Origin of the sequence: Pseudomonas rhizophila (genome assembly GCF_003033885.1) — a bacterium.
Classification (GTDB): domain Bacteria; phylum Pseudomonadota; class Gammaproteobacteria; order Pseudomonadales; family Pseudomonadaceae; genus Aquipseudomonas; species Aquipseudomonas rhizophila.
Map to the genome: position 1 here is coordinate 5,278,736 of NZ_CP024081.1, position 25,984 is coordinate 5,304,719.

The following is a 25,984-nucleotide window of genomic DNA, read 5'->3' on the forward strand; positions in this document are numbered from 1 at the left end:
GCTCCCACAGGGGATTTGTGCAAACCAACAAATTCAGCGCTTGGCGATGATGTACACCGCATGCACGATACCCGGGATGTAACCCAACAGAGTCAGCAGGATGTTGAGCCAGAATGCCCCGCCGAAGCCCACTTGCAGAAACACACCCAATGGCGGCAGCAGGATGGCGATGATGATTCGAATGATATCCATGGATGACTCCTGATTGGCGATGGCCACATTGCCATATAGCACATGGACACCCGACCGCTCGTCAGGGTTCAGTGCGAAGCCATCCAGAAGGGATAAAGCGCGGGAAGATAAAAACGCGGACAAAAGAAAACCCCGCCGAAGCGGGGCTTTGCAGACTGTTTCCCTGACATCCATTTCGCTCCGCCATCCTGGCAGAATCCTACGTGTCCGTGTTTTTGCTTTGCGCATCCTGCGCGACGTCCATGTGAAGTAGATTAGCTCTGGATCCAATCCGCCGATAGAGGGAAAACGCCAGCACGACGTGTAAGCATTTGCTTACACGTCGTCAGATTTCAAAACTGCCCAGCGTCCAGCAGGAACAGTGACTCGCTACCCGCCTTCACCGAGGCACTCAGGGAGTGGATGCGCGGCAGCAAACGGGCGAAGTAGAACCGCGCCGTGCCCAGTTTGCTCGCATAGAAGTCATCCTGCGCTTCTTTGCCCAAGGCCGCTTTGGCCATCAGTGCCCACATATAGGCGTAGGCGGTGTAGCCGAACGCCTGGAGGTATTCCACCGAAGCCGCGCCGATTTCGTTCGGGTTGCTTTTCGCCCGGTCCAGCAGCCATTCGGTCAGTTCATCCAGCGTACCGACAGCGTCGTTCAACGGCTTGGTGAACTCGGCCAGATCACTGCTCGCGGTAGCCGTGAAGTGGCGGATTTCGTCAGCGAACAGCTTGTAGAACACCCCGCCACTGCCGACGATCTTGCGACCTACCAGGTCCAGCGCCTGGATACCGTTGGTGCCTTCGTAGATCTGGGTGATGCGCACGTCACGCACCAGTTGCTCCTGACCCCATTCGCGAATGTAGCCGTGGCCGCCGAAAATCTGCTGGCCATGGACAGTGGTTTCCAGTCCCAGATCAGTCAGGAACGCCTTCGCCACCGGGGTCAGCAAAGCCACCAGATCTTCGGCACGCTTGCGGGTGGCCGGGTCTTCGCTGAACTTGGCGGTGTCCAGTTGCATCGCCACGTAGGTGGAAAATGCCCGGCCACCTTCGTTCGAGGCTTTCATGGTTAGCAACATCCGACGCACGTCCGGGTGGACGATGATCGGGTCAGCGACTTTGTCTTTGTTCTGCGCGCCGGTTGGCGAACGACTTTGCAGGCGGTCACGGGCATATTCGATGGCGTTCTGGTAGGAGCGCTCACCGGTGGCCAGGCCCTGGATACCCACACCCAAACGCTCGTAGTTCATCATGGTGAACATCGCCGCCAGGCCTTTGTTCGGCTCGCCGACCAGATAACCCACGGCGTCGTCAAAGTTCATCACACAGGTGGCGGACGCCTGGATGCCCATCTTGTGTTCGATCGACCCGCAATTGGCCGCGTTACGCGCCCCCAGGCTGCCGTCGGCGTTAACCATGAACTTGGGCACCAGGAACAGCGAGATGCCTTTCGGGCCTGCCGGTGCGTCCGGCAACTTTGCCAGCACCAGGTGGATGATGTTTTCGGTGAGATCGTGTTCGCCGCCAGTAATGAAGATCTTGGTGCCGCTGACCTTGTAGGAACCGTCGGCCTGAGGTTCGGCCTTGGTGCGAATGATGCCCAGGTCCGTACCGGCATGCGGCTCGGTCAGGCACATGGAACCGGCCCAGACGCCGGCGTACATGTTCGGCAGGTAGGCTGCTTTCAGCTCTTCACTGGCGTGAGCATTGATCGACAGGCAAGCCCCGGCGGTCAGCATGGGGTACAGGCCGAAGGACAGGCTGGCGGAGTTGACCATTTCTTCGACCTGAGCCGAAACAGCCTTGGGCATGCCCATGCCGCCGTAGGTCGGATCACCACCGACACCGACCCAGCCGCCTTCAGCGTAAGTCTTGTAGGCCTGTGGGAAACCGGCTGGCGTGGTGACGGCACCGTCAGCCCAGTGGCAACCTTCTTCGTCAGCTGCACGGCTGAGGGGGGCAACGCTTTTGCTGGTGACTTTGCCGGCTTCCTCAAGGATCGCCTCGACGGTTTCAGCGTCTACGGTCTCGGCCAGCGCCGGCAGTTGAGCCCAGAGCTTCGCGACCTCGAACACTTCATTGAGGACGAAGCGCATATCGCGCAGGGGCGCTTTGTAGTCAGCCATGGCAAACCTCGCAAGATCTAAACAATTGGTTCGTAAGAAAACGGTTTTGCAGTGGCCTGAGTGTACCCCAACAACTTTTGCGACACATAGGGTCAGCCGGTGACTGTTTTGTTATTTTTAGTCACCAAAGAAAAGATCGCAGGCTTCGCCAGTTCCTACAGGGAATATGCGCACTTCTGTAGGCGCTGGCGAAGCCTGCGATCTTTGTCCCCCTCACATCAGAGGGCAAACAACTCCGCCGGCAGCTTCATCAAGCAATCGCTCCCCGCCTCCACCGCGGCCCGATGGGCAGCGGTCCTTGGCAGCAGGCGCTTGAAGTAAAACTCACAGGTCGCCAGTTTGCCCCGGCAGAAATCCGCATCACCTTCGCCTGCATCCAGTTGCGCCTGGGCCACCAACGCCATGCGCAACCACAGATAGGCCAGGATGATGTAACCGCTGTACATCAGATAGTCCACCGAAGCGGCGCCGACTTCATCGGGGTTCTTCATGGCCGCCATGCCAACCCGGGTGGTCAGTTCGCCCCATTGCTGGTTGAGCCCGTTGAGTTGCGCGACGTAATCCTTGAGCTGTGGATGTTCAGCGTTGGCGGCGCAGAACTTATGGACGATTTTGGTGAACCCTCGCAGCAACTTGCCCTGGCTGCCCAGCACCTTGCGCCCCAATAGATCCAAGGCCTGGATGCCGTTGGTGCCTTCATAGATCGGCGCAATACGGCAGTCGCGCACCAGCTGTTCCATGCCCCACTCACGAATGAAACCATGGCCGCCAAACACCTGCATGCCGTGGTTGGTTACTTCCAGGCCAGTATCGGTCATGAAAGCCTTGCAGATCGGGGTGAGGAACGCCAGCAGGTCTTCGGCCTCCTGGCGGGCGGTTTCGTCGCTGCTCAGGTGTGCGATATCCAGCAGTTGCGCGGTGAAGTAAGTCAGCGCCCGGTTGCCCTCGTTGAAGGCTTTCATGGTCAGCAACATCCGGCGCACATCGGGGTGGACGATGATCGGATCGGCGGCTTTTTCCGGCGCCTTGGGGCCGGTCAGCGAGCGCATCTGCAAACGGTCGTTGGCATATTTGATCGCGCCCTGGAAGCTCGCTTCCCCGAGGCACAGACCCTGCATGCCGGTGCCCAGCCGGGCATGGTTCATCATGGTGAACATGCAGTTCAGGCCCTTGTTCGGCTCGCCGATCAAGAATCCCTTGGCCCCGTCGAAATTAAGCACGCAGGTGGCGGACGCCTTGATGCCCATCTTGTGCTCGATCGAGCCGCAGGAGACGCCATTGCGCGGTCCCGCTTCGCCACTGGCGTCTGGCAGGAACTTGGGCACGATGAACAGCGAGATACCTTTGGTCCCGGCAGGCGCATCCGGCAGTTTGGCGAGCACCAAGTGAATGATGTTGTCGCTCATGTCGTGTTCGCCGGCGGAAATGAAAATCTTGCTGCCGGTAATCGCGTAGCTGCCATCGGCCTGAGGCAAGGCTCGGGTCTTGATGATGCCCAGGTCCGTGCCGCAATGGGCTTCGGTGAGGCACATCGTGCCGGTCCATTGACCGGCCGTGAGCTTGGTGAGGTAGGCCTGTTTCTGCTCTTCGGTGCCGTGGGCATGAATGGCCGACATCGCACCATGGGTCAGGCCCGGGTACATGCCCCAGGAGGTGTTGCTGGAGCCGACCATTTCGCTGATGACCAGGCCCAGGGAACTGGGCAATCCTTGGCCGCCGTAAGTCGGGTCCGCCGCCAGCCCGTGCCAGCCGCCCTCTACGTACTGTGCGAACGCCTGCTTGAAACCTGTAGGCGTGGTGACCACGCCGTTGTCGAAATGGCAGCCTTCTTCGTCACCGGAGCGATTGAGCGGCGCCAGCACATTCTCACAGAACCTGGCGCCTTCCTCGAGGATCGCGCTGACCATGTCCGGGCTGGCATCGCTGGCGCCCAGTTCGGCATAGCGGCCAGGGAAATCGAAGACGTGATCGATCAGAAAGCGCATGTCGCGCAGCGGGGCTTTGTACTCGGGCATGGTGGTCTTCTCCGGTAACAGGTCGTTCAAACCTACTGCCGGCCACCGAGGCTCACAATCACAGTCCAGACGCTGAATGCGCCATCATCACTCAACCCGCGGCCGCTTCCATGCGCACCGCACCGCGACGGTTCTGCCCATAGGCAATCACACAGTTACGCCCGGCTCCCTTGGCGTTGTAGAGAGCCTGGTCAGCGGATTTGAGCACTTCTTCGGGGGTGCGCTGTTCGATGCGCTCGGCCACACCGATGCTGACCGTCACCGATACACTGGATGCCCCGGCACCGGCACGACGCTGGCGACCTTGTTGATCATCCTGGGGACGACTGTCGGGATTGCGTAGCTGGATGCTGTAGTTCGCGATGGATTCGCGAATGACTTCCAGATGAGGCATGCACTCTTCGATGGTTTTTCCTGCGAATACCAGCGCAAATTCCTCTCCACCGTAGCGATAAGCCCTACCGCCACCGCTGATTTTCGACAGTTTGCTGGCGACCAGACGCAACACCTGGTCGCCCACGTCGTGGCCGTGGGTGTCATTGAATTTCTTGAAATGGTCCACGTCGCTCATCGCCAAGACATAATTGCGACCCAGGCGCTGCATGCGCTCATTCAGTGCCCGACGCCCCGGCAGGCCGGTCAGTTCGTCACGGAACGCCATCTGATAAGCCTCGTGGGCGACCGCCGCCGCGATCATCAGCATCACCTGGCTGCACATGATGTTCAGGGTGAATGGCAGGATGAAGGTCTTGGGCAACATCCAGAACACGCCGAGCAAACCCACCAATTGCGCGGCATGCAACGGTCGCGGATGGCGCCAGTATTGCCAGGCCAGCAACACAAAGGCGGCGATGAACACCGGGTAGGACAACTGGATCAGGCTCATCCAGGCACCGTGCAATGCTGGCCAGCGGATCTCCGAAAGCCACAACAGCAGTGCCTGGGGAAAACTTTGCTCCAGGGCCAGCGCCACGCTTCCAAAGATCAGCAGCACCGCGAACCGCGCCACCATGTCCTGGAACAAATGAGTCCGCTCCTGCCACGCGGCGAACAGGCCAAATAACAGCGGCAACAACAGGCAGACGAGGTGAAACACCACCGCTGCGTCATCGCGCACCTTGCCGTTGTCGCGATAGAAGTCGGTCTGGGTGTCCAGCAGGAAATAGGCGATGTACACCGTGATCATCAGAAACAGCTCACGCTGACGTCGGTAAACGGCGCAGTACGCCCCTCCGAGCAACAACACCAATGTAGGAAGAACGTTGAACAGGGAGGTGAAAAAGACATTGAGATCCTTGACGTAGGCAGCCGCAAGCCCCGCCAGCAATAGCACCAATGACGGTAGGAAATGACTGAGACGTACAGCGGAAGAACGCGGCAAGGGTAAAAGCTCCGACCCGGCTGATCAAAGATGGCATTGTGCCTGCTACTGGGGCATTAAGGCACGCGAGATGTGACAGATGTCACACTGCCATCCTTGTAACGGCAGGGGGGGATGTTTTCTTAGGGCTTTGTTGGATGAATGTTGCTCCACGATTGCCAACAACTCCTGTGGGAGCGAGCCTGCTCGCGATAGCGGTGGGTCAGCCCACAATGATGTTGGATATGCCGCCGTCATCGCGAGCAGGCTCGCTCCCACAGGGGTTGCGGTCAGGCGCAAAAAAGCCGCTGCTCCCGAAGGAAGCAGCGGCTTTTTTAGAAGAACCGCGTAAGGCTTAGTAACCCAGTGCGAAGTCTTCTTCTTTCATGTCCATCAGGTTGTTGGCGCCCGACAACATGGTTGCCACGTGAGTGCGGGTGCGTGGCAGGATGCGCTGGAAGTAGAAGCGCGCGGTCTGCAGCTTGGCGGTGTAGAAAGCTTCTTCGGTGGTGCCGGCGGCGAGTTTTTCCGCCGCCAGGCGCGCCATGTCAGCCCAGAAGTAGGCCAGGCAGGCGTAACCGGAGTACATCAGGTAATCCACCGAGGCCGCGCCAACTTCTTCGCGGTCTTTCATGGCCGCCATACCGACCTTCATGGTCAGCTCGCCCCATTCCTTGTTCAGCGCAGCCAGAGGTTCTACGAACTCTTTGACCGCGTCGTTGCCTTCGTTGCTTTGGCAGAACTTGTGAACGATCTTGGTGAAGCCCTTGAGCGCTTCGCCCTGGGTCATCAGCACTTTGCGGCCCAGCAGGTCGAGGGCCTGGATGCCGGTGGTGCCTTCGTACAGCATCGAAATGCGGCTGTCGCGAACGTTCTGCTCCATGCCCCACTCGGCGATGAAACCGTGACCGCCATAAATCTGCACGCCGTGGTTGGCCGATTCGAAGCCGACTTCAGTCATGAACGCCTTGGCGATCGGCGTCATGAACGCCAGCAGTGCATCGGCTTTTTTCTTCTCTTCTTCATCGACGCCGTACTTGACGATGTCCACTTGCTTGGCAGTGAAGTAAACCATCGCCCGGTTACCTTCGGCGAAGGCCTTCATGGTCAGCAGCATGCGACGCACGTCGGGGTGCACGATGATCGGGTCGGCAGCCTTGTCCGGCGCTTTCGGGCCAGTCAGGGAACGCATTTGCAGACGGTCACGGGCGTACTTCAGGCCGCCCTGGAAGCCGATTTCGGCGTGAGCCAGGCCTTGCAGCGCGGTGCCCAGGCGTGCGGTGTTCATGAAGGTGAACATGCAGTTCAAGCCTTTGTTCGCCGGGCCAATCAGGAAACCGGTGGCCGCGTCAAAGTTCATCACGCAAGTGGCGTTGCCGTGGATGCCCATCTTGTGTTCCAGCGAACCGCAGCTCACCGCATTGCGCTGACCGATGGAGCCGTCGGCGTTAGGCAGGAACTTAGGAACGATGAACAGCGAAATACCTTTGGTACCGGCCGGAGCGTCCGGCAGGCGTGCCAGAACGATATGGACGATGTTGTCGGCCATGTCGTGTTCGCCGGCCGAAATGAAGATCTTGGTGCCGCTGACCTTGTACGAACCGTCGGCCTGAGGCTCGGCCTTGGTGCGCAGCATGCCCAGGTCAGTGCCGCAGTGCGGCTCGGTCAGGCACATGGTCCCGGTCCATTCGCCGGAAACCAGCTTGGTCAGGTAGGCCTCTTGCTGCTCGGGCGTACCGTGCTCGGAAATAGTGTTCATCGCGCCATGGGACAGGCCTGGGTACATGCCCCACGACCAGTTGGCTTCGCCGACCATCTCGCTGACCGCCAGGCCCAGGGACTCCGGCAGGCCTTGACCACCATGCTCAACGTCGTGGGCCAGGCTTGGCCAGCCGCCTTCGACGAATTGCTTGTAGGCTTCCTTGAAGCCGCTCGGGGTCTTCACACCGGATTCACTCCAGGTGCAGCCCTCGATGTCGCCCACACGGTTCAGCGGCGCCAGCACCTGCTCACAAAACTTGGCGCCTTCTTCAAGAATGGCGTCAACCATGTCTGGCGTTGCGTCCTGGCAAGCCGGAAGGCTCTGATAGTGCGCTTCATAGCCAAGCAGTTCGTCACGAACGAAGCGAATATCACGCAAGGGGGCCTTGTAGTCAGGCATAGCGATAAACCTCTGCTGATGTAACCGGGAATGAACGACCGCATGGATTTGTTGTGACGGTCAAACAGTTGTTTGAAACATACGTTTACGCCTAAATCTTGTCAAGCGTCGATCTTTTGCCGTTCGTCATCGTCCCTGAAAAAATCCCAGGCACAGCAATTCACCGCAGCGAAACACTCACAGCGTCCGTAGGAAAAGATTAGTTGAGCCAGAAGGAGTTAGAGACGAAAACGCCGCGAATAATCGCGGCGTTTTGACAAACCTGAAGTAGAGAATCAGACGAAAGTGTCGATCAACGTACCGAGCATTTCATCGGAAGCCTTGGCCACGTTCACGCCCAGTTCGACCTGAAATTTGCCCTGGGACATTTCAACCATGTTGCTGGCCAAGTCCGATTGCTGGCTGCGATCCACCGACCGCAAGCGATCGGCTTGCAGTTCGGACGACTGGCTGGTGACCGAACGCTCGATCGTATTGTTGGCAATCTGGCTAGAGGCCTGATCGACACGGTTCTGCCCTGTCTGAATAGTGCTCAGACCGGCATAGAACGCGGTATTTCCTGAGATTTCCATGGCAGAACTCGTCTTCTTGAAGGGTAGACAGCGGACATTGAAACAGAAGCCTGGGGAAAAGGCCCGACAAAAACACTAATGGCACAGTGCCTTGTCATAGTGAAAACCTTAGTAGTCCAGCAAATCCAGGTGCAGATGCGCAGCCACGGCTTCGGCGGTGATGCCCTTGATTCTCGGCACACGCCCCAAGCACGGCGCCGGCAGGCGTTCGGCCAGGGTCGCCAGATTTTCTTCCAGCCGCGATGTCTTGGGGTCGATGATATTGGCCACCCAACCCGCCAGTTGCAGGCCGTCCCGGGCGATGGCCTCGGCGGTCAACAGGGCGTGGCTGATGCAGCCCAGGCGCACGCCCACCACCAGGATCACCGGTAGCCCCAGCGCCATCGCCAAGTCCGAGAGGTTGTCCTGATCGGCCAGCGGAACGCGCCAGCCGCCCGCGCCTTCGATCAGAGTGAAATCGGCCTCCAAGGCCAACACTTCACGCATCGGCCCCAGCAACGATTGCACAGTCAAGGCCACGCCGGCTTCCCGAGCGGCCAGGTGAGGCGCGATGGCCGGCTCGAACGCCACCGGATTGACCTGGGCATACTCAAGCGGCACCGAGCATTCGGCCAACAGCGCCAAGGCATCGGCGTTGCGCAGGCCCTTGGGCGTTACTTCACAACCAGAGGCCACGGGCTTACCCGCGGCGGTGCTCATGCCAGCCTGTCGCGCAGCATGCAGCAGGCCAGCCGCGACGGTGGTTTTGCCCACGTCGGTGTCGGTACCGGTGATGAAATAAGCCTGGCTCATAGCGGTTTCTCCAGCACGGCGTAAACCACCCGGTAGGTCGCGGGCAAACCCTGTACCTGACGAAACTGTTCGTAAGCGTCAACCAGTGCGAGGATCCGCGCCCTGCCCGTCAACCCGCCGGGCCGGCCGGGGTTCAGATTGTGGGCGCCGAGGGCTTTCAATTCATGGGTCAGACCGCGCACGTCCGGGTAATACATCACATGGGGACGGTTTTCCAGGCTGATAACGTTCAGCCCGCTGGCCTCACATAGCTGTTGATACGTTTCGAACCCGCGAAAACGGTTGACGTGCACCAGGCCATCCACCTGACGCCAGCTGTCGCGCAGTTCGTACAACGTGCCGACGCAAAGGCTTGTAAAGGCAAACACGCCACCGGGTTTCAAAACCCGATGGACTTCGTTCAACACCGAGGCAAAATCCGCGCACCACTGCACCGCCAGGCTAGAGAACACCAGATCGCAGCTGGAGGCCTGCAAGGGCAACCGCTCGGCATCACCGGCTATAAAGTGCGCAGCCCCGCCCTGAGGGCGAGCATGGTTGAGCATACCTTCGGCGATATCCAGCGCCAACCCGGTCACCTCGCCGAAGCGCGTACCCAGCGCCCGCGTGAAATAGCCGGTGCCACAACCCAGGTCCATCCAGCGCTCAGGCATGATCGAAGCAGGCAGCCGGTCCAGCAACTGCTGGCCTACGTCGCGCTGCAGCTCGGCCACGCTGTCGTAACTGGTCGCCGCCCGGGAAAACGAGGCCGCCACCTGGCGCTTGTCCGGCAAGGCACCGGGCAATTTGGCAACAGACAAATCAGTCATCATCGGACTCATGCAAAAAAGCCTGAATCGCCCCCGCCACACCGTGGGGGTCTTCCAGAGGGAATCCGTGGCCGGTCTGTTCGATCAGACCGATTTCAACATCGGGCAGCAACACCAGCAATTCACCCGCTGCCTCAGCCGGTACCAGGGCGTCGAGCCCGGCAAACACGTGGAGCTGCGGGCCGCCGAAGCCCTGCAAGGCGGCGCGGGTATCCAGTTGCGCCAGCAGCTCGAGCCCGGCCATCAACACATCGGGCGAAGTGACAGGCGCACCCGCCAGCAACAATCGCGACAAGCCGCGCGGATCGCTGCAACCCTGGGCACATAACAAACTGAAGCGCTTGAGGGTCTGGCGCGGGTCGGCGGCGCACCCGGCGAGAAACCCATCAAAGGTTTCACCGGCCATCGCGCTCGGCCATTGATCGTGGGCCACGAAAGAAGGGTTGCTCGCCAGGGTCAACAAGCCGCAACAGCGCTCGCCCCGACGCGCCGCCAGCTCGCCGGCCAGCATGCCGCCCAGCGACCAGCCACCCAACCAGGCATCCTGGGGCAATGTGGCATCCAGCTCATCGAGCCATTCATTGAGGTCGCTTGAGGTCAGTGCCGGCAACGGCTCGATCTCGACCCGCAGATGTTCATCGAGCCCTTGCAGCGCAGCCGCCAGAGGCTCCAGCGGGGAAACGCCCAAGCCCCAACCAGGCAGCAATATCAGTCGATCACGCATGGCTTGGCTCCGGTCCCAGTTGTGCAAAACACTCGGCCAATGCCTCCAGCAGTAGCTGCACCTGAGCCTCACTGTGAGCGGCGGTCAAGGTCACGCGCAGACGAGCGCTGCCGGCCGGCACGGTGGGTGGGCGGATCGCAGTGACCATCAGTCCCCGCTCACGCAGCATCTGCGACAAGCGCATCGCCCGCCCCGCATCGCCGATCAGGATCGGCTGAATCGGCGTGAAACTGTCCATCAATTGCAGGCCGATCTGCTCGGCACCGTGGCGAAACTGGCGGATCAGCACCTGCAAATGTTCGCGCCGCCAATGCTCGCTGCGCAGCAGCTCAAGGCTCTTGAGCGTAGCGCAGGCCAGAGCCGGCGGTTGACTGGTGGTGTAGATGTAGGGACGAGCGAACTGGATCAGGCTTTCGATCAGGTCTTCACTGCCGGCGACAAAAGCACCGGCAGTACCGAAGGCTTTGCCCAGGGTGCCGACCAATACCGGCACGTCATCCTGGCTCAGGCCAAAATGTTCGACGATCCCGCCGCCATTGGCCCCCAACGGGCCGAAACCGTGGGCATCATCGACCATCAGCCAGGCGCCCTTGGCCCTGGCTGCACGGGCCAGGGCCGGCAGATCGGCGATGTCACCGTCCATGCTGAACACACCATCGGTAACCACCAACGTATTGCCGGTGGCTTTCTCCAGACGGTTGGCCAGGCTCTGGGCATCGTTGTGCAGATAACGGTTGAAGCGCGCGCCGGACAGCAACCCGGCGTCGAGCAACGAAGCGTGGTTGAGTCGATCCTCCAGCACCGTATCACCCTGCCCCACCAATGCGGTGACAGCGCCAAGGTTGGCCATGTAGCCAGTGGTGAACAGCAGTGCCCGCGGGCGGCCAGTCAAGTCAGCCAGGGCTTCTTCCAGGGCATGATGAGGCCCGCTGTGGCCGATCACCAGATGGGAAGCACCGCCACCCACTCCCCATCGCGCCGCACCGGCGCGCCAGGCTTCGATCACTTGCGGATGATTGGCCAGGCCCAGGTAATCATTGTTGCAGAACGCCAGCAGCGGCTGGCCGTCCACCACCACCTCTGGCCCCTGTGGGCTTTCGAGCAGCGGGCGCTGGCGATAGAGGTTTTCGGCACGACGGGCAGTCAGGCGTGCGGCGAGATCGAAGGGCATGCAGGCCTCGGGGTGAACCGCTATTTAAAGACTGGAGGAGATCCCCCTGTGGGAGCGAGCCTGCTCGCGATAGCGGCGTGCCAGTCAACATAAATGTTGAATGCTCCATCGCCATCGCGAGCAGGCTCGTTCCCACATTTTTTTTGCGTCAGCTCAGAGGGCGGCGTTGTAGAACTGCTCGCTGCTCTTCTGCTCCACCAGCGCCTGTTCAATAGCCGCCTGATGCACTTCATCAGCATGCTCTTCGCGGGCCTCCGGCTGGATGCCCAGGCGAGCGAACAGTTGCATGTCCTTGTCGGCTTGCGGGTTGGCGGTGGTCAGGAGTTTGTCGCCATAAAAAATCGAGTTGGCACCGGCGAAAAATGCCAGGGCCTGCATCTGTTCGTTCATCGCTTCGCGGCCGGCGGACAGGCGTACATGGGACTGGGGCATCAGGATCCGCGCTACGGCGAGCATGCGAATGAAATCGAACGGGTCGACGTCTTCGGCGTTTTCCAATGGCGTGCCGGCGACTTTTACCAGCATGTTGATCGGCACCGATTCCGGATGCTCCGGCAGGTTCGCCAGCTGGATCAGCAGGTTGGCGCGATCGTCCAGGGACTCGCCCATGCCCAGGATGCCGCCGGAGCAGATCTTCATCCCCGAATCTCGCACGTAAGCCAGGGTTTGCAGACGCTCGCTGTAGGTACGAGTGGTGATGATGCTGCCGTAGAACTCCGGCGACGTGTCGAGGTTGTGGTTGTAGTAGTCCAGGCCGGCCTGGGCCAGGGCCTGGGTCTGGTCCTGATCGAGGCGGCCCAGGGTCATGCAGGTCTCCAGGCCCATGGCCTTCACGCCTTTGACCATCTCCAGCACATAAGGCATGTCCTTGGCCGACGGATGCTTCCACGCCGCGCCCATGCAGAAACGGGTCGAGCCGATGGCCTTGGCACGGGCGGCCTCTTCGAGGACTTTCTGCACTTCCAGCAACTTTTCTTTTTCCAGCCCGGTGTTGTAGTGGCCGGACTGCGGACAATATTTGCAATCTTCCGGGCAGGCGCCGGTCTTGATCGACAGCAGCGTGGACACCTGGACGCGGTTGGCGTCGAAATGCGCGCGGTGCACGGTCTGCGCCTGGAACAACAGGTCATTGAAGGGCTGGACGAAGAGAGCTTTGACTTCGGCCAAAGACCAGTCATGACGCAGGTTGGCAGTGGTGCTGGCGCTCATGGGCATTTCCTTGATTATGCTTGGCTGGCACCTGGGGACATGGAATACCCACAGGCGCGACACGGATGTTCGGCATATTTAAGGAAGAGTCATGCGCTGTCAACCACGATACGATGGGGCGGTTTACATCTGGTTAAAAAACAAACAATCTTGTCTGTTGTGTGGCGAAACCACCGATACGCCCCAACCCATTTGCACCCCCTGCGAGAGCGAACTGCCCTGGCTCGGTGACCAGTGCAGTATCTGCGCCTTGCCACTGCCCATGGCCGGGCTGCGTTGTGGCCAGTGCGCCACTCAACCGCCAGCCTTCGAGCGGGTCCTGGCGCCATGGGCCTACGACTTTCCTATCGACAGCCTGATCGCACGTTTCAAACATCAGGCCAAATGGCCGCTCGGTCGGTTGATGGGCGAACTGCTGGCGCAGTCCCTGCAGCATCACTTCAATGAAGGACTGGAGCCACCCGACGCACTGGTGCCAGTACCGCTTGCCAATCGGCGCTTGCGTCAACGGGGTTTCAATCAGGCCTCGATGCTTGCACGCTGGCTCAGCGCGACATTGAAGATCCCTTGCGAAGAACAATTGCTGCGGCGCGTCCTGGACACCCCCGCCCAGCAGGCACTCGATGCCAGGGCCCGGCGCCGAAACCTGCGTCAAGCCTTTGCCATCACACCCGACGCCGTGCTCGGCAACCGTCATCTGGCGTTGGTCGACGATGTGCTCACGACCGGCGCCACAGCCCAGGCGCTGGCTCGCCTACTATTGGATGCCGGCGCCGCCCGGGTCGATGTGTATTGCCTGGCCCGCACGCCGAAACCCGGTGAGCCGGCTTGACGCGCCGCCTGCGAGGCGCCAACGTCCGCTCATGATTCCTTGGCGCAGTTCTCCATCATGTCATTGCCCCCGCTCCTGACCCAGCACATCGTCCGGCGCCCACAACGCATCGCCTTGTTGCAGCACATTGCCGAACAAGGCTCGATCACCCGCGCCGCCAAGAGCGCGGGCCTGAGCTACAAGGCGGCGTGGGATGCCATCGACGAGTTGAATAACCTGGCGGACCAGCCGCTGGTGGAACGCAGCGTCGGCGGCAGGGGCGGTGGCGGCGCCAAGCTGTCAGAGGAGGGGCAACGCGTGCTGCGTCTGTATCAGCGCTTGCAAGCGCTGCAGGCGCAGTTACTGGAAGCCAGCGAGGACGCCGGGGATCTGGGCCTGCTCAGTCGCTTGATGCTGCGCACCAGCGCGCGCAATCAACTGCATGGCAAAGTCCTGGGGATCGAGGCCCAGGGCCACAATGACCGGGTACGCCTGGAACTGGCCCGGGGTCTGGTCATCGAGGCGCAAATCACCCATGACAGCACCTTACGTCTGGAGCTGGCTATCGGCACCGAAGTGGTGGCCCTGATCAAGGCCGGCTGGTTGGAGTTGCACCCCATCGAGTCAGCGGAGCAATCGGGAATCAACACGTTGCGCGGCGTGATCGAGCAGGTTGCCGCCGCCGAAGACGGCCCCAGTGAAGTGCGTATCGGCCTGCCCAACGGCCAGACATTGTGCGCCCTGGCCGATCCGCTCCAATTGCATGAGCGAAACCTGGCTACCGGTTCTGCGGTGCACGTCGCGTTTTCACCGACAAATGTGCTGCTCGGCACACCGCTGTAGCGCGCTGCAACAATAGTTTCATCGACCCGCTTTAAGGTGACTGCCAAAACCAGCAGGGAGCCTGATGATGAGCCTATTAGAAGAAAACCAATCCACCGACCTGGAAAAGATCGTCGGCCTGAGCCGTCGAAGCTTCATCAGCGCCGGCGCCCTGTGCGGCGCGGCGATGTTCCTGGGCGGCAACCTGCTGAGCCGCAGCGTGCTGGCCGCCGCCGTGAGCGAAGGCAACAGCAAGCTGCTGGGCTTTAAAAGCATCGCCGCCGCCACGGCCGACACCATTACCCTGCCTCCGGGCTACAAAGCCTCGGTGCTGATCAGTTGGGGCCAGCCACTGCGCAAAAATGCACCGGCGTTCGACCCCAGTGGCAATGGAACAGCCCGCGCTCAGGAAGAGCAGTTTGGCGACAACACCGACGGCATGAGCCTGTTCGAATTCCCCGGCGACAAGAACCGGGCGCTGATGGCGATCAACAACGAGTACACCAACTACCAATACCTGTTCCCTCACGGCGGCCAGCCGCAGTCGGCCGAAGACGTGCGCAAGGCCCAAGCCGCCGAAGGCGTGTCGGTGATCGAGATCCAGCGTCGTCGCGGCCAGTGGCAGTTCGTCCAGGAATCGCGCTACAACCGCCGGATCCACGGCAACACGCCGATTCGCCTGCGTGGTCCGGCAGCCGGCCACGACCTGCTGAAAACCAGCGCCGACAAGAGCGGCAAAAAAGTGCTGGGGACTTTCCAGAACTGCGCCAACGGCATGACGCCGTGGGGCACGTACCTGACCTGCGAAGAGAACTTCACTGACTGCTTCGGCAGCAGCAAGGCGGACCTGCAGTTCGACGCGGCACAAAAACGCTATGGCGCCACTGTCACCAGCAGTGAAATCAACTGGCACCTGCACGACCCGCGTTTTGATCTGGCGAAGAACCCCAACGAACTCAATCGCCATGGCTGGGTGGTGGAAATCGATCCGTTCGACCCGCAATCCACCCCGGTAAAACGCACTGCTCTGGGCCGTTTCAAACACGAAAACGCCGCCCTCGCGCAGACCAATGACGGTCGCGCCGTGGTGTACATGGGCGATGACGAGCGCGGCGAATTCATCTACAAGTTCGTCAGCCGCGAGCGCATCAACCATCGCAATGCCAAAGCCAACCGCAACCTGCTGGACCACGGCACCTTGTATGTGGCGCGCTTCGATGCCGGCGACGGCAACCCGGACCACCCCAAAGGCAAGGGCCAGTGGATCGAGCTGACCCACGGCAAGAACGGCATCGACGCCAGCAGCGGTTTCGCTGACCAGGCCGAAGTGCTGATCCATGCGCGCCTGGCCGCCAGTGCCGTTGGCGCCACGCGCATGGACCGCCCCGAGTGGATCGTGGTCAGCCCCAAGGACGGCCAGGTCTATTGCACCCTGACCAACAACTCCAAGCGCGGTGATGCCGGTCAACCGGTGGAAGGGCCAAACCCTCGGGCCAAGAACGTCTACGGGCAGATCCTGCGCTGGCGCACCGACCGCGACGATCATGCCTCCAAGACCTTCTCCTGGGATCTGTTCGTGGTCGCCGGCAACCCGGCGGTACACGCCGGCACGCCGAAAGCCGGCTCGTCCAACATCAACGCCCAGAACATGTTCAACAGCCCCGATGGCCTGGGCTTCGACAAGGCCGGGCGGCTGTGGATTCAGACCGACGGTGATTTCAGCAATACCGGGGACTTCGCCGGCATGGGCAACAACCAGATGCTCTGCGCCGACCCCGACAGTGGCGAAATCCGTCGATTCCTGGTCGGGCCGGTGGGTTGCGAAGTGACCGGCATCAGCTTCTCGCCAGACTACAAAACCCTGTTCGTCGGCATCCAGCATCCCAGCGGCAGCTCGACGTTCCCTGAGCACCTGCCCAACGGTAAGCCGCGGTCGTCGGTGATGGTGATTACTCGTGAGGATGGCGGGGTCATCGGCGCCTGATAGCCCTCACGCTGATCGTTCCCACGCTCTGCGTGGGGATGCAGCCAGGGACGCTCCGCGTCCCAAAGAGTAACGCGGAGCGTCACATGAGGCGTTCCCACGCAGAGCGTGGGAACGATCACCGACAGCCGTCACCTATCTCCCTCCGTCTGCGCTACCATGCTGGGCCGGACGCGGCAGCCCTGCCGCTGCGCAGGAGTCAGCATGTCCCATCCGTTTGAAACCCTCACACCCGACCTGGTGCTCGATGCCGTTGAAAGCATGGGCTTGCTCAGCGACGCCCGTGTGCTGGCCCTCAACAGCTATGAAAACCGTGTCTATCAGGTGGGTATCGAAGACGCCGAGCCGCTGATCGCCAAGTTCTATCGCCCTCAGCGCTGGACCAACGAAGCGATTCTGGAAGAGCACCGCTTCACCTTCGAACTGGCCGAATGCGACGTGCCGGTGGTAGCGCCGCTGATTCACAACGGCGTCAGTCTGCACGAACACGCCGGGTTTCGTTTCACCCTGTTTCCCCGGCGCGGCGGCCGCGCGCCTGAGCCGGGCAACCTCGACCAACTCTATCGCCTGGGGCAATTGCTCGGGCGTCTGCACGCGGTCGGGTCGACCCGTCCGTTCGAGCATCGTGAAGCGTTGGGCGTGAAAAACTTCGGCCACGATTCGCTGGCCACCGTGCTGCAAAGCGGTTTCGTACCCCGCAGCCTGCTTCCGGCCTACGAGTCGGTGGCCCGGGACCTGCTCAAACGGGTTGAAGAGGTTTATGCCGCCACGCCTCACCAGAACATCCGCATGCACGGCGACTGCCACCCCGGCAACATGATGTGCCGCGACGAGGTTTTTCATATCGTCGACCTGGACGACTGCCGCATGGGCCCGGCGGTACAGGATTTGTGGATGATGCTCGCCGGTGATCGCCAGGAATGCCTGGGGCAGTTGTCGGAATTGATGGACGGCTACCGCGAGTTTCATGACTTTGACCCGCGTGAACTGGCCTTGATCGAGCCTCTGCGGGCCTTGCGCCTGATGCACTACAGCGCCTGGCTGGCGCGCCGTTGGGACGATCCGGCGTTCCCGCGCAGCTTCCCGTGGTTCGGCAGCGAACGCTACTGGGGCGACCAGGTGTTGGCGTTGCGCGAGCAACTGGCGGCGCTCAATGAGGAGCCGTTGAAGTTGTTCTGATTTGCCACTGCCGCCCCCCTGTGGGAGCGAGCCTGCTCGCGATCGCGGTAGGTCAGTCGATATCCATGTTGAATGGGCCATCGTCATCGCGAGCGGGCTCGCTCCCACAGGGGCCGGCGATGGCGCTCATAAAGGTTCACAGCACAATCTGACAAATCTCCTTACAATCACTCTTTTGTTAGCTGCCTAAGCAAGGATTCTGCATGCAAGCCGCCAACCCGCGTCGCGGGTATATCCTGGGCCTGAGTGCCTACATCATCTGGGGTCTGTTCCCGATCTATTTCAAAGCCATCGCCAATGTGCCGTCCGTGGAGATCATCATCCACCGGGTGCTGTGGTCAGCGCTGTTCGGCGCGGCGTTGCTGATGGTCTGGAAACACCCGGGCTGGTGGCGCGAACTGCGGGACAATCCACAGCGGCTGGCAATCCTGGCCCTGAGCGGTACGTTGATCGCGGCCAACTGGCTGACCTATGTCTGGGCGGTGAACAACGAGCGCATGCTCGAAGCGAGCCTGGGGTACTACATCAACCCGCTGGTGAACGTATTGCTCGGCATGTTGATCCTGGGTGAACGGCTGCGGCGCATGCAGTGGCTGGCGGTGGGGTTGGCCGCGGTCGGTGTGGCGCAGCAGGTCTGGCAAGTGGGCAGCCTGCCTTGGGTGTCGCTGGTGCTGGCGCTGACCTTCGGCTTTTATGGGCTGATCCGCAAGCAGGCGCCGGTCAAGGCTTTACCCGGACTGGTAGTGGAAACCTGGATGCTGGTGCCGATCGCCATTGCTTGGTTGTTGTTCAACCCGGCGGCTACCAGCGCCCAAGCCGTTTTCTGGACCACCTCCGAAGCCTGGTGGCTGGTGGCGGCCGGGCCCGTGACGCTGGTGCCGTTGGTGTGCTTTAACGCTGCGGCGCGGCATTTGCCCTACACCACCCTCGGGTTCCTCCAGTACATCGCACCGACGCTGGTGTTGTTGCTCGCCGTACTGCTGTTCGGTGAGCATCTGTCGTCCAGCACATTGGTGGCGTTCCTGTTTATCTGGGCTGGGCTTGCGGTGTATAGCGTCGATGCCGTGATCAGCATGCGCCGGCGCAACTGATCAAAAAACGTACGAACCTCCACAGGCCACGTCTGGCGTGGCCTGCGCTTATCCTTCCCAAGGTTATCCACAGCGTGATCCCCGCCGTTTGTGCACAAGCCCTTGAAAACTGGTGATTTTTTAATCATATCCCGCCAGCGCCCGGCGGACGTGGGCTGGCGAGGTGTCTCTACAGGTTATCCACAGGCAGGCGCAGTTTTTCCTTGGATAACCCGTATCAGTTCTCGTCGCTGAGTTTCAGCTCCACCATCAACTCATCGGCCAGGGTTTCCAAACGTTCCTGCAAAGTGTCCAGGGACAAGGTCACCGGCACCCCGAGGATCGCTTCGGCATGAAACAGCAACTCGCTGCTCATCGGCGCCGGCCGCACGTCCGTGACCAGTCGCTCGACGTTGACGCCCTGCTCACTCAGCAAGCGCGTGATGTCGCGCACGATCCCCGGGCGATCATTACCCACCAGCTCCATCGCGATAGGCTTCCAAGTGCAGGACTCTTCGACGATGCCCTCGGCGATCAGCACGCGGATGTTGTGGGCCGACAGGCCTTGCAAGGCTTCGATCAATTCATCATGGGATTCAGCCGGAACGCTTAGGCGCAGGATCCCGGCAAATTGTCCCGCCAGACGGGACATGCGGCTTTCCAGCCAGTTACCGCCGTGCTCGGCGATGCAAAGGGCGATCTGCTCGACCAACCCGGGCTTGTCCGGGGCGAAAACAGTGATGACGAGATGGTCCATGGCGCGAGCCCTCTTGTTGTGGAAAGAAGAGTATAGGCAGGTGGTCGCGGACAGGCTGGTGCCCTAAAGATATAAACCTCGCCTCTGTGGGAGCAAAGCTTGCTCGCGATGAAAACAACTCGGTCCTTCTGAAACCAGGGCACCTGTATCGCAGCAAGCTCTGCTCCCACAGGATGAAACCAGATACATCGTGTACAAAGATCAAGATTTATATGGAACAATCCATACGTTTTTTGAGAACATCCCGTGCCTCGTCGTGACCGTAACACTTTAGTGGGTCGCGGAACGACGCAATTAGTCTAATTTTCACAACCGCAATTGATCATGTAGTATGCCGCAGCGCGCACTACATAATGTTGGACCAATGACTGTTCAAGGCGCGGTCGCATCCCTGAAAGCCCCGTCAGCAAGGCTTAACGCCCGTGACAGGTCCCACCCAGCCGCCAACGATGGCATGTACTGGTTCCGGGGTTTGTGGTTTAAATGTCCCGAGGCTTCATTGTCAAAATCGAAGAGCTGAAAAGCGAAATAGCTGAGCAGAGTGAGGCAAGCAATGACTGAACACGTTCAAGTCGGTGGCCTGCGGGTCGCCAAAGTCCTGTTCGACTTCGTGAATAACGAAGCTATCCCCGGAACCGGCCTCACCGCCGATGCGTTCTGGGCCGGTGCCGACAAAGTCATCCACGACCTGGCCCCGAAGAACAAAGCCCTACTCGCCAAACGCGACGATTTCCAGGCACAGATCGATGCCTGGCACCAGGCCCGTGCCGGCCAGGCCCACGACGCCGTGGCTTACAAAGCCTTCCTGCAAGACATCGGTTATCTGCTGCCAGAAGCGGCGGATTTCCAGGCCACGACGCAAAATGTCGATGACGAAATCGCCCGCATGGCCGGCCCGCAACTGGTCGTGCCGGTGATGAATGCCCGCTTCGCCCTCAATGCCTCGAACGCCCGCTGGGGTTCTTTGTACGACGCGCTGTACGGCACCGATGCCATCAGCGAAGCCGACGGCGCGGAGAAAGGCAAAGGCTACAACAAGGTACGCGGCGACAAGGTCATTGCCTTTGCCCGCGCCTTCCTCGACGAAGCCGCGCCGTTGGCCGCCGGCTCCCATGTCGATTCCACCGCTTACAAGATCGTCGATGGCAAACTGGTGGTTGCCCTCAAGGGCGGCAGCAACAGCGGCCTGCGTGACGACGCGCAACTGATCGGTTTCCAGGGCGACGCTTCGGCACCGACCACCGTGCTGTTGAAGCACAACGGCCTGCACTTTGAAATCCAGATCGACGCCAGCACCCCCGTCGGCCAGACCGATGCCGCCGGCGTCAAAGACATCCTGATGGAAGCGGCGCTGACCACCATCATGGACTGCGAAGACTCGGTCGCCGCCGTCGATGCCGATGACAAAGTGGTGATCTACCGTAACTGGCTCGGCCTGATGAAGGGCGATCTGTCGGAACAGGTCGCCAAGGGCGGTCAGACGTTTACCCGCACCATGAACCCCGATCGTGCGTACACGACGGTCGACGGTTCGGGCCTGACCCTGCATGGCCGCTCGCTCCTGTTCGTGCGCAACGTCGGTCATCTGATGACTATCGACGCGATCCTGGACAAGGACGGTCAGGAAGTACCGGAAGGCATCCTGGATGGCCTGGTCACCAGCCTGGCGGCAATCCACAGCCTCAACGGCAATACTTCGCGCCGCAACAGCCGTACCGGCTCGGTGTACATCGTCAAGCCGAAGATGCACGGGCCGGAAGAAGCGGCGTTCACCAACGAACTGTTCGGTCGCGTCGAGGACGTGCTGAACCTGCCGCGCAACACCCTCAAGGTCGGGATCATGGACGAGGAGCGCCGGACCACGGTCAACCTCAAGGCCTGCATCAAGGCCGCCAGTGAACGCGTGGTGTTCATCAACACCGGCTTCCTGGACCGCACCGGCGACGAAATCCACACCTCCATGGAAGCCGGCCCGATGGTGCGCAAGGCTGATATGAAAGCCGAGAAGTGGATCGCCGCGTATGAGAATTGGAACGTCGATATCGGCCTGAGCACCGGCCTGCAGGGTCGCGCACAGATCGGCAAGGGCATGTGGGCCATGCCGGACCTGATGGCAGCGATGCTGGAGCAGAAAATCGCTCATCCCATGGCCGGTGCCAACACCGCGTGGGTTCCGTCGCCGACCGCTGCAGCGCTGCACGCGCTGCATTATCACAAGGTCGACGTGTTCGCCCGTCAGGCCGAACTGGCCCAACGTGCCCGCGCCTCGGTGGACGACATCCTGACCATCCCGTTGGCCGTGAACCCGAACTGGACGCCGGAGCAGATCAGGAACGAACTGGACAACAATGCCCAGGGCATCCTCGGTTACGTGGTGCGCTGGATCGACCAGGGCGTAGGTTGCTCCAAGGTGCCGGACATCAACGATATTGGCCTGATGGAAGACCGTGCGACGCTGCGTATTTCCAGCCAGCACATCGCCAACTGGCTGCGCCATGGCATCGTCACCCAGGACCAGGTGATGGAAAGCCTCAAGCGCATGGCGCCGGTGGTGGACCGCCAGAACGCCAGCGACCCGCTGTACCGTCCACTGGCGCCGGACTTCGACAGCAACATCGCCTTCCAGGCGGCAGTGGAGTTGGTGATCGAAGGCACCCGGCAGCCTAACGGCTATACCGAGCCGGTGCTGCACCGTCGTCGTCGCGAGTTCAAGGCAGCCAATGGGCTGTGATTGAAGGGTAAAACGCAGCACAAGAAAAAGCCCTGATCGAAAGATCAGGGCTTTTTCATTGCAAAATCACCAAGCCCTAGCTGATGCTCTAGTCATTGTGGGATTCATCGGCTCCCACAGACAATTTTAAAGATCCATCCCCAGCTCATGCTTGACCAGACCCAGCAATTTTTCCGTATCAATAGGCTTGAGCAAAAAATCCACTACGCTCAGGTGCATCGCTTCGATGGCGTCCTTCACGTCGGCATCGCCGGAGACGAGGATGATCGGCAGCGCTGCCCGCTCCGACTCACGGACCAGGCGGACCAGTTCAAGGCCATCGACATTGCCCATACGCAAGTCAGTGATCAATAGGCCAATCGACGGCTTGGTTTCCAGCAACTTGAGCGCCGTTTCACCGCTGGCGGCGGTCATGCAGTGAATGCCGTCCAGGGCCAGAATTTCCGATAGCAGCTCACGGGCGTCCTTGTCGTCATCGACAATCAAGACTCGTTGCGGCGGCAGGTCGGGTTCCAGCATGACGGCACTCAGCGCCTCGCGCTCGGCGTCACTCAAAATATCGTGGTCGGACATGATGCTCTCTACGTTCTTTAATCGATCCCCTGGCACAGTGGTCAGACATCGTTCTGCGTCGCTTCAATGTGCACTTCGTCGGATTTTTTTCCAAGTACATTTATTGCAGGCTTCGGATAGACCACACGAGGGATTTTTCTATCGTTCCCAGCCTTTTGCGTTGACCTAGACTTACGTCCAATGGGCACCCTACCCTCAGGGGTTGACCATGGGGACAGATCCGACCACAACAATTCAAAAAAGACTGCGCCATGGTTATGAAAAAAACGGACGCCTTTACCCAGGCTGGGAAAACCGCGGTGTTGCAGAACATCCAGGGAACGCTGCAATTCCTTCAGCGTTTTCCCCCGTTCAACCAAATGGAAAACGCTCACCTGGCTTATCTGGTGGAGCAATGCCTGCTGCGTTTTTACGCACCGGGGGACACCATCATCAAACCGGCCGACGGCACGGTGGAACACTTTTATATCGTCAAGCAGGGCCGGGTCGTGGGCGAGCGTCCGCATTCGGCAAAAGGTGGCACCGAAACCACCTTCGAAATCACCACCGGCGAATGCTTCCCCCTTGCCGCGCTGCTGGGCGAGCGGGCCACGCGCACCGAACACCGTGCCGGCGAGGACACCTTCTGCCTGCAGTTGAACAAGCAGGCATTCATCAAGCTATTCGCCCTGTCGAGCCCGTTTCGTGATTTCGCGCTGCGTGGAGTTAGCAGCCTGCTCGACCAGTTCAATCAGCAAGTCCAGCAGAAGTCCGCGCAAACCCTCGGCACCCAATACTCCCTCAACACCCGGCTGGGCGAGCTGGCGATGCGTCATCCGGTGAGTTGCAACCCCGACATGCCCCTGCGCGAAGCCGTGAAACTGATGCACGAACAGCAGGTCGGAAGCATTGTGGTGGTGAACGAGCAAAAAGCGCCGGTAGGGATTTTTACCCTGCGCGACCTGCGGCATGTGGTCGCCGACGGCTCCGGGGATTTTTCCGAAGCCATCGCCGCGCACATGACCCCGACACCCTTCTATCTCTCGCCGGACCACAGCGCCTTCGACGCGGCCATCGCCATGACTGAGCGCCACATTGCCCATGTTTGTCTGGTCAAGGACCATCGCTTGTGCGGCGTGGTGTCCGAGCGCGATCTGTTTTCCCTGCAGCGGGTCGACCTGGTGCATCTGGCACGGACCATCAGCAGCGCCCCGAAAGTCGAGACCCTGGTGGCCCTGCGCGGCGAGATCGGTCAATTGGTCGAGCGCATGCTGGCCCATGGCGCGTCGTCGACTCAGATCACCCAGATCATCACACTGCTCAACGACCACACCGTGTGCCGGGTCATCGAACTGACCCTGGCCGACAAGGGTGACCCGGGCGTGCCGTTCAGTTGGTTGTGTTTCGGCAGTGAAGGCCGGCGCGAGCAGACCCTGCACACCGACCAGGACAACGGCATCCTGTTCGAAGCCCGGGACGCCGCCCATGCGGCGCAGATCCGCGGGCTGCTGCTGCCCATCGCCCAACAGATCAACCAGAGCCTGGCCCTCTGTGGTTTCACCTTGTGCAAGGGCAACATCATGGCCGGCAACCCGGAACTGTGCCTGTCCCGCGCCGAATGGGCCCGACGCTTTGCCGCATTCATTCGTGAAGCGACGCCGGAAAACCTATTGAGCTCGAGTATCTATTTCGACCTGCGGGTGGTCTGGGGCGATGAGCAAGGCTGTGAGCAGTTGCGCCAGCAAGTGCTCGAACAGGTGGCCGATAACCGTTTGTTCCAGCGCATGATGGCCGAGAACGCGCTGCGTCATCGTCCACCGGTGGGACGCTTCAGGGATTTCGTGCTCAGCCGCAAGAACGGCGAAAAAGCCACCTTGGACCTGAAAGTGCAAGGCCTGACGCCTTTTGTCGACGGCGCTCGCCTGCTGGCCCTGGCCAATGGCATCGAAGCCAACAATACCCTGGAGCGCTTGCGGCAACTGGTCATCAAGGACGTGATCCAACCGCTCGATGGCGCGGCCTATGAAGAGGCCTACCACTTCATCCAGCAAACCCGCATGCAACAACATCAACTGCAGACCCGCGAAAACCTGCCCTACTCCAACCGGGTCGACCCCGACAGCCTTAATCATCTGGACCGGCGCATTCTGCGCGAATCCCTGCGCCAAGCCCAACGGCTGCAAAGCAGCCTGACGCTGAGGTACCAGTTGTGAGCATTTTTTCCTGGTTACGCCCGGTCCAACCGATGTTGCCTGAAGACGTGCAACAGCGCCTGGAGCGCCTGCCGGCCCCCGCGCCCCTGGGTGAATGCAGCCTGAGGGAGCAACGCTGGGTGGTGCTGGATCTGGAAACCACGGGGTTGAACCTGAACAAGGATCAGGTGCTGTCCATCGGTGCGGTGGTCATAGAGGACGGCGCCATCGACTTCAGCCAACAGTTCGAACGCACCTTGCAGTGCGACAAGCAGAAGCTGGGACCCAGCGTATTGATCCATGGCCTGGCGCCGAGTGAAATTGCCGCCGGCAGCGACCCCGCCGAGGCGCTGCTGGCGTTCATGGAATTCGTCGGCGACAGCCCTCTGCTGGCATTTCATGCGCCGTTCGACTCCCACATGCTGGGGCGAGCACTGAAGGATTACCTCGGTTATCGCTTGCAGCATTCGTTTCTGGATGTCGCTGACCTGGCGCCGATGCTCTGCCCTCAAGCGCACCTGCGCAAGGCCGGCCTGGACGACTGGATCGACTGGTGCAAATTGCAAGTCTTCGACCGTCATAACGCCAGCGCCGACGCCCTGGCCACCGCCGAATTGGCGCTCATTCTGTTCAGCCGTGCCCGTCAGCAGCAGATCCATAGCCCGCTTGAGCTGCAACAGCACCTGAGCCAATGGAAGCGACGGCAACGGGCGCCTTCGCTTTAGCCCAAGGTGGTTGACCTGTGGGAGCAAGGCTTGCCCGCGATGCAG

The 25,984-nt window shown here is 60.7% G+C and carries 21 protein-coding genes; 8 read left to right on the forward strand and 13 right to left on the reverse strand.

What is annotated here, in order from left to right:
• Positions 1-33: 33 nt before the first annotated feature.
• The 11 genes from CRX69_RS24520 to bioB form a co-directional block, all read right to left on the reverse strand.
• The gene (locus tag CRX69_RS24520) at positions 34-192 is read right to left on the reverse strand and encodes a YqaE/Pmp3 family membrane protein (protein WP_038436734.1); all 159 of its coding nucleotides are present in this window, start codon (positions 190-192) and stop codon (positions 34-36) included.
• A 332-nt stretch (positions 193-524) separates the two neighbouring features.
• Positions 525-2,303 carry an acyl-CoA dehydrogenase C-terminal domain-containing protein gene (locus tag CRX69_RS24525; protein WP_076383422.1) on the reverse strand — a complete coding sequence of 593 codons (1,779 nt, stop codon included), beginning with the start codon at positions 2,301-2,303 and terminating at the stop codon, positions 525-527.
• A gap of 218 nt (positions 2,304-2,521) precedes the next feature.
• Positions 2,522-4,318 (reverse strand): acyl-CoA dehydrogenase C-terminal domain-containing protein, encoded by a 1,797-nt coding sequence (locus tag CRX69_RS24530; protein ID WP_047228109.1) that lies wholly within the window; start codon positions 4,316-4,318, stop codon positions 2,522-2,524.
• A 91-nt stretch (positions 4,319-4,409) separates the two neighbouring features.
• The gene (locus CRX69_RS24535; protein WP_047228110.1) at positions 4,410-5,699 is read right to left on the reverse strand and encodes a GGDEF domain-containing protein; all 1,290 of its coding nucleotides are present in this window, start codon (positions 5,697-5,699) and stop codon (positions 4,410-4,412) included.
• A 334-nt stretch (positions 5,700-6,033) separates the two neighbouring features.
• Positions 6,034-7,839 carry a phenylacyl-CoA dehydrogenase gene (locus CRX69_RS24545; protein WP_047228111.1) on the reverse strand — a complete coding sequence of 602 codons (1,806 nt, stop codon included), beginning with the start codon at positions 7,837-7,839 and terminating at the stop codon, positions 6,034-6,036.
• A gap of 275 nt (positions 7,840-8,114) precedes the next feature.
• Positions 8,115-8,411 carry a pyrroloquinoline quinone biosynthesis protein PqqE gene (locus tag CRX69_RS24550; RefSeq protein WP_107323009.1) on the reverse strand — a complete coding sequence of 99 codons (297 nt, stop codon included), beginning with the start codon at positions 8,409-8,411 and terminating at the stop codon, positions 8,115-8,117.
• Between the two features lie 108 nt (positions 8,412-8,519).
• Positions 8,520-9,203 carry a dethiobiotin synthase gene (bioD, locus tag CRX69_RS24555; protein ID WP_047228113.1) on the reverse strand — a complete coding sequence of 228 codons (684 nt, stop codon included), beginning with the start codon at positions 9,201-9,203 and terminating at the stop codon, positions 8,520-8,522.
• On the reverse strand, positions 9,200-10,012 hold the full coding sequence (bioC, locus tag CRX69_RS24560) for a malonyl-ACP O-methyltransferase BioC (protein WP_047228114.1): 813 nt from the start codon (positions 10,010-10,012) through the stop codon (positions 9,200-9,202). The genes bioD and bioC overlap by 4 nt, the downstream gene beginning before the upstream one ends.
• Positions 10,005-10,736: an alpha/beta fold hydrolase gene (locus tag CRX69_RS24565; protein ID WP_076383417.1), complete on the reverse strand. Its 732-nt coding sequence runs from the start codon at positions 10,734-10,736 to the stop codon at positions 10,005-10,007. Before CRX69_RS24565 ends, bioC begins: the two co-directional genes overlap by 8 nt.
• Positions 10,729-11,907: an 8-amino-7-oxononanoate synthase gene (gene bioF / locus CRX69_RS24570; protein WP_047228116.1), complete on the reverse strand. Its 1,179-nt coding sequence runs from the start codon at positions 11,905-11,907 to the stop codon at positions 10,729-10,731. The genes CRX69_RS24565 and bioF overlap by 8 nt, the downstream gene beginning before the upstream one ends.
• A gap of 153 nt (positions 11,908-12,060) precedes the next feature.
• Positions 12,061-13,116, reverse strand: coding sequence for a biotin synthase BioB (gene bioB, locus CRX69_RS24580; RefSeq protein WP_076383416.1), 1,056 nt, complete (start codon positions 13,114-13,116; stop codon positions 12,061-12,063).
• A 91-nt stretch (positions 13,117-13,207) separates the two neighbouring features.
• Between bioB and CRX69_RS24585 the strand changes: the two genes are divergently transcribed.
• The 5 genes from CRX69_RS24585 (at position 13,208) to rarD (ending at position 19,003) form a co-directional block, all read left to right on the forward strand.
• Positions 13,208-13,948 (forward strand): ComF family protein, encoded by a 741-nt coding sequence (locus tag CRX69_RS24585; protein WP_107323011.1) that lies wholly within the window; start codon positions 13,208-13,210, stop codon positions 13,946-13,948.
• Positions 13,949-14,005: 57 nt separating this feature from the next.
• Positions 14,006-14,770 carry a TOBE domain-containing protein gene (locus CRX69_RS24590; RefSeq protein WP_047228119.1) on the forward strand — a complete coding sequence of 255 codons (765 nt, stop codon included), beginning with the start codon at positions 14,006-14,008 and terminating at the stop codon, positions 14,768-14,770.
• A gap of 67 nt (positions 14,771-14,837) precedes the next feature.
• Positions 14,838-16,733, forward strand: a complete 1,896-nt coding sequence (locus CRX69_RS24595) for a PhoX family protein (RefSeq protein WP_107323012.1) — start codon at positions 14,838-14,840, stop codon at positions 16,731-16,733.
• Between the two features lie 204 nt (positions 16,734-16,937).
• Positions 16,938-17,912: a serine/threonine protein kinase gene (locus tag CRX69_RS24600; protein ID WP_047228121.1), complete on the forward strand. Its 975-nt coding sequence runs from the start codon at positions 16,938-16,940 to the stop codon at positions 17,910-17,912.
• A gap of 203 nt (positions 17,913-18,115) precedes the next feature.
• On the forward strand, positions 18,116-19,003 hold the full coding sequence (gene rarD / locus CRX69_RS24605; RefSeq protein WP_047228122.1) for an EamA family transporter RarD: 888 nt from the start codon (positions 18,116-18,118) through the stop codon (positions 19,001-19,003).
• Positions 19,004-19,220: 217 nt separating this feature from the next.
• On the opposite strand, the gene CRX69_RS24610 is transcribed toward rarD, so the two are convergent.
• The gene (locus CRX69_RS24610) at positions 19,221-19,739 is read right to left on the reverse strand and encodes a glycine cleavage system transcriptional repressor (protein WP_047228123.1); all 519 of its coding nucleotides are present in this window, start codon (positions 19,737-19,739) and stop codon (positions 19,221-19,223) included.
• A 553-nt stretch (positions 19,740-20,292) separates the two neighbouring features.
• Here CRX69_RS24610 and CRX69_RS24615 point away from each other — a divergent pair.
• Positions 20,293-22,470 (forward strand): malate synthase G, encoded by a 2,178-nt coding sequence (locus CRX69_RS24615; RefSeq protein WP_047228124.1) that lies wholly within the window; start codon positions 20,293-20,295, stop codon positions 22,468-22,470.
• Between the two features lie 126 nt (positions 22,471-22,596).
• Here the strand turns inward: CRX69_RS24615 and CRX69_RS24620 are convergent, their stop codons facing one another.
• Positions 22,597-23,043 carry a response regulator gene (locus CRX69_RS24620; protein ID WP_047228125.1) on the reverse strand — a complete coding sequence of 149 codons (447 nt, stop codon included), beginning with the start codon at positions 23,041-23,043 and terminating at the stop codon, positions 22,597-22,599.
• A 257-nt stretch (positions 23,044-23,300) separates the two neighbouring features.
• Between CRX69_RS24620 and CRX69_RS24625 the strand changes: the two genes are divergently transcribed.
• Entirely contained in the window at positions 23,301-25,235 is a 1,935-nt protein-coding gene (locus tag CRX69_RS24625) for a putative nucleotidyltransferase substrate binding domain-containing protein (protein WP_305468590.1), read from the forward strand.
• Entirely contained in the window at positions 25,232-25,939 is a 708-nt protein-coding gene (locus tag CRX69_RS24630; protein WP_047228127.1) for a 3'-5' exonuclease, read from the forward strand. Before CRX69_RS24625 ends, CRX69_RS24630 begins: the two co-directional genes overlap by 4 nt.
• The last annotated feature ends 45 nt before the right edge of the window (positions 25,940-25,984 follow it).